The sequence below is a fragment of the Methylobacterium nigriterrae genome, assembly GCF_037106235.1.
Taxonomy (GTDB): domain Bacteria; phylum Pseudomonadota; class Alphaproteobacteria; order Rhizobiales; family Beijerinckiaceae; genus Methylobacterium; species Methylobacterium nigriterrae.
On the sequence record NZ_JBAWTG010000178.1, the window covers coordinates 1 to 7,512 of the forward strand.

General features: G+C 64.1%; 7 protein-coding genes and 1 pseudogene. 1 reads left to right on the top strand and 7 read right to left on the bottom strand.

Annotation, left to right across the window (positions count from 1 at the left end):
• Window positions 1-298: 298 nt before the first annotated feature.
• The 7 genes and pseudogenes from WDW90_RS33135 to WDW90_RS33170 all read right to left on the bottom strand — a co-directional run bounded on the left by WDW90_RS33135 (window position 299) and on the right by WDW90_RS33170 (window position 4,763).
• Window positions 299-571: an exonuclease domain-containing protein gene (locus WDW90_RS33135; RefSeq protein ID WP_336491898.1), complete on the bottom strand. Its 273-nt coding sequence runs from the start codon at window positions 569-571 to the stop codon at window positions 299-301.
• Between the two features lies 1 nt (window position 572).
• A pseudogene (locus tag WDW90_RS33145) lies at window positions 573-1,488 on the bottom strand (putative nucleotidyltransferase substrate binding domain-containing protein).
• On the bottom strand, window positions 1,380-1,979 hold the full coding sequence (locus tag WDW90_RS33150; protein ID WP_336491901.1) for a CBS domain-containing protein: 600 nt from the start codon (window positions 1,977-1,979) through the stop codon (window positions 1,380-1,382). The pseudogene WDW90_RS33145 and the gene WDW90_RS33150 overlap by 109 nt, the downstream one beginning before the upstream one ends.
• Window positions 1,980-2,082: 103 nt before the next feature.
• Window positions 2,083-2,385 carry a cyclic nucleotide-binding domain-containing protein gene (locus WDW90_RS33155; RefSeq protein ID WP_336491902.1) on the bottom strand — a complete coding sequence of 101 codons (303 nt, stop codon included), beginning with the start codon at window positions 2,383-2,385 and terminating at the stop codon, window positions 2,083-2,085.
• A gap of 247 nt (window positions 2,386-2,632) precedes the next feature.
• A complete protein-coding gene (locus tag WDW90_RS33160) occupies window positions 2,633-3,040 on the bottom strand; it encodes a hypothetical protein (protein WP_336491903.1) in 408 nt (135 codons plus the stop codon).
• Window positions 3,041-3,126: 86 nt separating this feature from the next.
• Window positions 3,127-4,233: an AraC family transcriptional regulator gene (locus WDW90_RS33165; protein ID WP_336491905.1), complete on the bottom strand. Its 1,107-nt coding sequence runs from the start codon at window positions 4,231-4,233 to the stop codon at window positions 3,127-3,129.
• A 182-nt stretch (window positions 4,234-4,415) separates the two neighbouring features.
• Window positions 4,416-4,763, bottom strand: a complete 348-nt coding sequence (locus tag WDW90_RS33170; RefSeq protein ID WP_336491906.1) for a hypothetical protein — start codon at window positions 4,761-4,763, stop codon at window positions 4,416-4,418.
• A 1,293-nt stretch (window positions 4,764-6,056) separates the two neighbouring features.
• Here WDW90_RS33170 and WDW90_RS33175 point away from each other — a divergent pair.
• Window positions 6,057-6,563: a DUF4142 domain-containing protein gene (locus WDW90_RS33175; RefSeq protein WP_336491908.1), complete on the top strand. Its 507-nt coding sequence runs from the start codon at window positions 6,057-6,059 to the stop codon at window positions 6,561-6,563.
• Window positions 6,564-7,512 lie beyond the last annotated feature (949 nt).

Consider the following 7,512-nt stretch of genomic DNA (forward strand, 5'->3'; position numbering starts at 1 on the left):
CCTCCGGCGGGAGACGCGGCGACGGACGCCGTCAAAGCGCCAGGCATGCTCCTCGATTGCCCAACGCACCTGATCCCAACAACGTTCCACCACCAGACAGCTATGCTCTTCGAGCGATGGACTTTTAATCTGTAGGTCCTGGGTTCGAGTCCCAGCGCGCGCACCACAGATTTTGCCCGCCCGGTCAATGACTTAGCGGGCCTTTTCATGCCCAAAACCGCCGGGAGGAGGCTTGCAACACATCGCAACACGAACTCTGATTTTACAACGGGTTACGTTCCCCAGTCGGCAGTTCCGTTCAACACGAGCGCAACACATTCTGGTGCCAGTTCACCGCCAACCTGCTGACTCGATAAAGCCGCCGTGCTTCGAAGCGCTCGCTCGTCAGAATGCGCTCGCCACGGATGCGGGTCGCAGCAATCGTGATGATCTCGTTCTTGCGCGGGTCGAGCCCTGTGGTCTCGCAGTCCACGGCTACGACCTCGTCGGGGGGAGCGTCGTCGAACAGGAAGGCGTAGCGGGGATCGGCAAGCCGTGCTCGGTCGATAGCGCGCCGCACTCTGCGGAGCATGTCAAAGCCCCTGGAGGCTGTAGCGGAGATGGATCAACTCGCGAAAACGACGCACGATGCGTAGCGCGTCGCGCAGCATGTCCCGCTCGACGGTCGGTAGAGCACCGACGTTGACGGCGGAAGTGGCGTCGGTCTGGCCCCGATGCCTTGCCTCGATCTGCGCCGAGAGCCTGAGGTTCATGAAGATCGTCAGTGCGCTGAGGATCTCTTCAGCGAACCGGGCGTCCAGCGCGCCGCGCGACGAGAGCCTCAGCGCGCTGCCTCGTCGAACCGGCTAAGGTATCGTGCTCAAGGGACAATACTCGCATGCCGTGGATGATGGGGAAGGTACCGTCGCGCTTCAGATCGATGTCCTTCTGCGGGAAACCAATCGTGGCGAAGACGGCACTGAGCACCCCCAGATCGTCTGTGGCGAACAGATCGATCAACTTGGCAACCTGTGCCAGGAGCCGAGTCTCTCCCCGGAACAGCGCGACCAGCTCTGCCTTGGCGCGGGCGAGCACGTCGGCATTGCCCGCTACTGCGACGGCGTCGGCAAAGATCGACAGGTTCATGGCGGCGTCACTGTCGGCCGAGTGAACCCAGGCTCGCAGTTGCGCCAGGTAGTCGTCGAGCGACCGCGACCAAAGTGGGTTGCGCACCATGATGTTGCCCGGGCAGGGTGGGAAGCCGAAGCCCTTCAGAGCCTGCATGAAGTCAATCCGGAATGCCGCGAGGTCAGCCTCAGGAACCGGCCAGGCCAGAAGCAGGCCATTGTCCTGGTCGGTGCGCACGCTCTGCTCGCCGCGCCCCTCGGATCGCATCAGGATCAGGCAGCTAGCTTCACGGATTGTAGGAGGCGCGACGATCTCGAAGAGCTTGCCATGCAGTCGGCTGTTGAGATCGGCCGTGATGCCGTTGATGGCCTCGACGCGCACCCCCTCTGACGATGGAGGCGTTCGACCTGGTCCTGGATGTCCTGTGCTGCCCCGGCAAGGTCGGCGGCCGATGTCGCCCGCGCAATCCGACCGGGAATCAGCTGCGAATTGCCGGCGAAGAGCCCGAGGATGTCGAGGTCGCGCAACAGCCCGACATAACGTCCATCCGCAGTCACCGCGATCCGTCGCTTGTTGGACCGCGTCATGATCAGTAGGGCATCGACGAGAAGCTGGTCGGCCTCGATCGAGACCACCTCGAACTGCGCGATCTCGCGCACCGGCGTTTCCGGGGGCAGGCGCCGGATCATGCAGGCTCGCGTTAGCTTCAGGCCGGTTACGACTCCGATCCGCCCGCGCTCATCGACGAACACAGCGTCGGTATCGGCTTCGAGCATGGCGTGCGCCGCCGCCTCCAAGGTGGCGGAACCATCGATGAAGACGGCCTCGCTGTATCGTGCATCGCGGATGCGGGTGCCGAGCACCGAGTCCATCCCTCTGGGATCGCGCGGTATCGAAAGCGCGTCCAGCTTTCGCGAGAGCTCGGCGTAGAAGAAGGCGGCAAACCCGTCGTTGCGGTGAACGAGGTCGAGAATGCTATTTCGAGGAAGTAGGAAGCAGAGTGTCTCCTCTGCTGCGACGAAATCCTCGCTCGCTTCGCTCTGTACGACTGCGCGCGTCGAAGATATCGCCTGCGCCGAGGAGGTCGTGGAGCGCTGCACCGTGGCGAGCTTCGACAGCACCCTTGATGACGACGTGCAGGAAGTCGGATGCCTGCCCCTGACGCACAATCACTGCGCCGGGGCGGAAATAGCCGACGTCGATGCGCTGCTTCAGTATCTCCGCCTCATCGTGAGTCAGACGGTCGAACAGCGGGCTCAGAGTGTCGAGGCTCTGCATCGTCTAAGCTGTCCCGACCAGTTGTGCGGCCGAGAGAGCGTACCTCGTCAATTGCGAGCGAAAAACGCTAGTCCCAACGAGGTTGCGAGCGGTGACCCCCGGCCCCATAAACGCGCTTACGTGAGGCGGCTTGCTCCGTAACACCCAAGCGGCGAGCGGCGCTGCGCCTCTGCTAAGATCCGGTAGAGCAAGCCCTATTGGAACAGCGAACGCTCAGCAAAAGGCCAATTTCCCAATATCCTGCGTCTCATTGTGAGCAGCGCTGGTAGCCGGTCCCTGTCGGGTCTTGAGCATCGTAGTAGCGTCTTAGGGCGCCGTCCGGCTGAGGCGTCATGTAAACCTTCACCTCCTGACCTGCCACGGCGTTCGCACAGTCGAGGAGGAGAAGCTGACGGTCTCCGGACGGTCGAACCGACTTGATGCTGCACGTTGCCATCGGGGTTCTCAGGCGCTTGCCGGAGACGATGAAGGCCGGTGCGAAAATGTCGACCGGCTTCTTGAACGAGGTCCCTTTGCCCGCGGAGGAATAGACGTCCGCACAGTCGCGCCCCTCCAACACCCAAGCGCCTTGATAGGCAGCGAGACCGCTCCCCGCTGCCAGCGTGTCCGACACCCCGGCTGAGGCAAGGCTCAGCCCGAGCGCTGCGGCCGCCATGGAACGTGCACCTCCCATCGCGACATCCTCCACAGATCCTATTGGAACGGTTGCCGTGTCTGGTCCGGGTGAGGGTCTGCTTCTTGCTACCGACCGAGGTTCGTCGCTGGCCGGTTGGCCTGCCGCCACGCACTCGGCGCCATGCCCGCCCAGCGTCGGAAGGCGTGCGTGAAGGCGGCCGGCTCGGAGAAGCTTAGGGCAGCCGAGATCTGCGTCATGCTCATGCAGGTATCGGCCAGGAGCTTCTTGGCCACCCGGAACTGGGCCTCGTTGGCGAGCCGCCGGAAGCTCGTGCCCTCGGCTCGCAGGCGACGGCTCAAGGTGCGGCGGGTCACCAGCCGCAGGCGAGCCACGCGCTTCGCTTGGCAGCGTTGCCGGGTTACCGCGGTTTGGAGGTACTCACGAAGCTTGTCCGTCAGCGAGGAAGGCTCCGCGGCCTCAAGCCGGCAGATGCGATCCTCTACTCTTTGACGAACGGACAGGTCCGCACCCGCGATCCGCTGCTCCAGGAGTTCTGCTGGAAACACCAAGGCGGCGGTTTCCGCGCCGAACCGGACGGGTGCGCGAAAGAAGCTGGCATACGGTGCCGTATCGCGCGGCGCCAAGCGCGGCAGCAGCGCCTCCAGGGGAACCCAGTCGGACCCGCACAGCGCCCGTAGAAGACTGGTCGCCATGGCAAGCCCGCGTTCCGCGTGATGGGCGGCGCCTTCGGCTTCCGGCTGGTGAGGGGCATAGCTGAGGACGGCGATGTCGTCGTGAACGCCGAGGCCGACCGCCGAGCCGCGGTTCTGCACGCACAGATGGGCTTCGAGTGCTCGCATTGCGTCGCCCACCGTGTCCGAGTTGCGCATCAGCAGGCCGAGTAGGCCGAGCGAGGCCAGCGTGGTGCGCTGCCCGACCAGGAGGCCGAGATGGGGGCAGCGCGTGCGCTCGGCGGCCAGAGCGATCAGGCGGCCGAGGGCCGTGAACGAGACGAGCCTGTGGATGCCGTTGAAGAGCCGTGGATCGAGGTCTGCTTCGGTGAGGAGGTCGTCGAGATCGACCCCGAGTTCGATCAGGACTGTGTGGAGCGCCTGCACGATGTCAAGCTGGGTGAAACCGGCAGGAGGAGCTTTCTCAGCCGCGTCAAAATCCTCGCCCGCGGCCGCCCCGCTCGGGTCACCTTTGGTAGGTAGTGCGACAGAGGAGAGCATAGCAATATCCTCCCGCCGCCAGATGATCACATGCAGACAACCGTGCTTGATCAAATGGGACAAGCACGTTCAATTCTTTGTGCGTGCCTCGCTCGCGGCTTGTCTGCCGCTATACGTTGTGACGTCTCGCAGCACAGGCGCTGATGCCTCTCGCACGCGGACGACACGCCCAAGCTGCGGCGTCAGTGCTTCGCGTCTGTCAGGCTGCCATTGACGATGGTGAGGTCTGCGCCCGGCGCGGCAGGCGCCTCCCCGTCGAAGATGGTCTTGATGACCTGGGCGACGCTGACCCCCACGTCCGGCGGTTGGATCGACCGCGCTCGCTGAACAGCCTCTGCCCTCAGAGCGTCGTGGTCCACGAGGCCGAGGCGCTCCAGCTCGTGCACCAGAAGCGCGCTCATCACCAATCCCGCGATGGCCTGATGTGCCGTCGCCGTCAGGGCCTTTCCGGTCTGGGCTGTACTCTCCGCCTGCATCAGAGCCAGCTCGGTCAGTTGCTCGTTGGTGAAGGGGTCGTCGATGTCGCTCATGACAAGCCCGCACTGCGGAAGCGCTTGAACCTCAAAGGTGCCGACCGGCAGCGGATCAACGATTGGCCGGCTCAAGAACGGAACCGCCTCTCATTCTTGCAGTTCCCGCGTGCTCTGCTTGATTAAGGCGTGGACATCGGTCGAGCGGCGCTAGGGGCTCGCAAGCAGCAAGTGGAGCGGGTGAAAGCCAAGGATGTCTCATCCCATAAGGCCCAATCCGCGACAGTGCCGGTTGCGTCCGAGTTGAAGGCGGCCGGCCTCTCAGCCTGCGCCATCACCCAGCGACACCTGGGCTGCGGCATCAGCCGTGTGTCACGGTCCGAGCAACTCGCAGGGTATGTTCGCGAGGACGCAAGAGGCACCGCGCATCTTGACTTGGAGGAGCGGGATCGTCATGCGCAGGACCAGCAATACGGCCGAGAACGCCAGCACCAGCAACGCTGCACGGCGGCCATCAGAGCGCGCTGCTCCGCGTATCGGCAGGGTTGTAGGCATTGTCGCTACCCTCCTTCATCGACGGCTGGATAGCGAGGCGCTCGTCGTGAGGCGGCCTCGCGGTAGGCACGCTCCCGCCACCGACGGGCATCCTCGCACCCCTGCAGCAGGAGCCATCGGCCGGCAGCGAGTGTCCCAAATCGTTTCTTCAAGCCGCCGGCGGTGGCATGAGGGTTCATGTCCAAAGCCGCTCGTTGCAAGGCCTTCCTGATCACCGTCATTCAGCGCCACGAAGAGCGCAGAACCCAGACCCATCAGAGCTGGCCGACCTGCACGCGAAGCGACCTGACCGAGAACTCTCTGTGATTGTGGACGTCGGCGCTGGTTTGCAGTTCCACGGATCGTATCAGTAGCGCCGCTCCATCCGCCGGTCGTGCCGATCCATCCTCCGTTCCTGCCGATGCATCTGTCGGTGCATCCGCCGGTCGTGTCGATCCATCCTTCGGTTGTGCCGACGCTCCATTCCCAGGGTCTGCGTCTTGATGACCAACCCGTCTGCCACGCCAGACGCTTCAACCGCAGGCTGAGAATTGCTGAGGGGAGCAGCCTTGGCTCCGCTTCCCAGTCCAAGCGCCAGCGCCGCAGCGATAGAGAGACCCGCAAGTTTCAGATACGACATAGCCCTCTCCCTCGTCTCATCGCGGTCCTCAGAACCGGCACCGCCCTCCCATTCTCGCAGTTTCTGCGTGCACTGCTTGATCGAACGAGCCGATCTGAACGGAATGCGGGGCGCTCCATAACGCCCAATCCGCGACAGGGCATCGCCCACAAGCTGCCCAACATGCAGGGAGTTCCCGGATGGCAGCGACCAGGTGCTGGCTGATCCTCGCGGCGCTTGCCTTCTGGGGCATAACCCCCGCTCTCCCTCAACGACCCGACGCTGGGAGGCGCTTCGTCGAGGCGGCCTACGCCTCGGCGCTCTTCCAGGCGCGCATCTCGGGCATCGCGGCGGCTAAGGACGTCAGGCCCGGCATTAAGGCTCTGGCCGAGCGCGTCCGCGATTTCCGGAAGGCGCAGTTGCCGGAGCTTGCCCAGCTCGCCAAGGCGTCCGGAGTCGAGGTGCACGACACGCTTGACCGCGAACTGCGGAGCATCGTCGAGAACATCGAACCACTGGATTATCTGGCGCTTTCCCGGCGCTACGCCGAGGCTGAGGCACAGGCCCTCGACAAGGAGGTGGCAGCCTACGAAGATGTCGCCCGCTCGGGTTCGCAGCCGGTTCAGGACTACGCCGCTGCGACCCTGGAGAGGCTGCGCAAACTCCGCAAAGCTGCGAAGGACGGACTTGCGGCTATCAGGCCGTGATGTTGCCGAGGAGGCCGTCCGAACCCCGACAGGAGCACGGGCGCGGCGGGACGAGTTCACGAACCGCCCGTTTCTGCGCCGGTCCAGGTGAGCCCTCAGGAGGGACAGACGCGGTCAGATGCTCAGTCGTGCGACCTCGATCAGGACATCCTCAAGGTAGGCCTTGATCCGGCTGATGGCGGCGGTGCCCGGCCCTGCGATGCTGAAGGCGACCAACTCGCCGCGCGCGTGCACCCTGCGGATGAGGAGTTCGGCCTTGGTGGCTACCTCGCGCTCGGTCGGGCGCGCAGAATGCTGCCCGTCTCGCGGGTCGTGATCCGGACTTCGAAGGCGGGTGACTCGTTCATCGTCCTGCCATGCGGCAGTTCCACTGCGGCAAAATCGTGACCATATGATGATGGTCAGTCATCGCGTAGTTGATACTTCGGAATTTCAGAGCCAAGCCTATCCAACGACATCGGTCCCTGAATGGGCCATCAAAAAGCTGGCCGCCGAGGCGTCCTATCAACATCCTACCCGCGGCGTCGAAGGAGAGCTTGGCGCCGGTACGATTGCGACGTTGTCGGAGCCCGCGGCTGGCGCCATCCTGGCACTACAGCGTCGACGGCCAGCTTCTGGTGCTCGCCGAAATTCCGGCTGGACCTCACCGTCCCTTACGAAACGCACGGAAGTGTCTCATCGCGCTGCCGCAGATGGGTGGGCCCGAACCGTGCCGACGTTCTAAGCTCGACTCGTATGAGGAGTTTCCGCAAGGTGGCAGGGATCGATGTTTCGGACGGGCGGGGAGCCGGGTTTGTCGCGCGAGCTTGAGGGCTCGCTGATCCACTCGTATCCGGCGGAACAGGGTGTTCCTAACCAAGATGCCTCATGCGAGGCGAACCGGCTCAGGGTAGCGGGACCCATCTTTGGCGACGGCAGCAAACCCCGTCGAGCTCCGGCCACACACCTG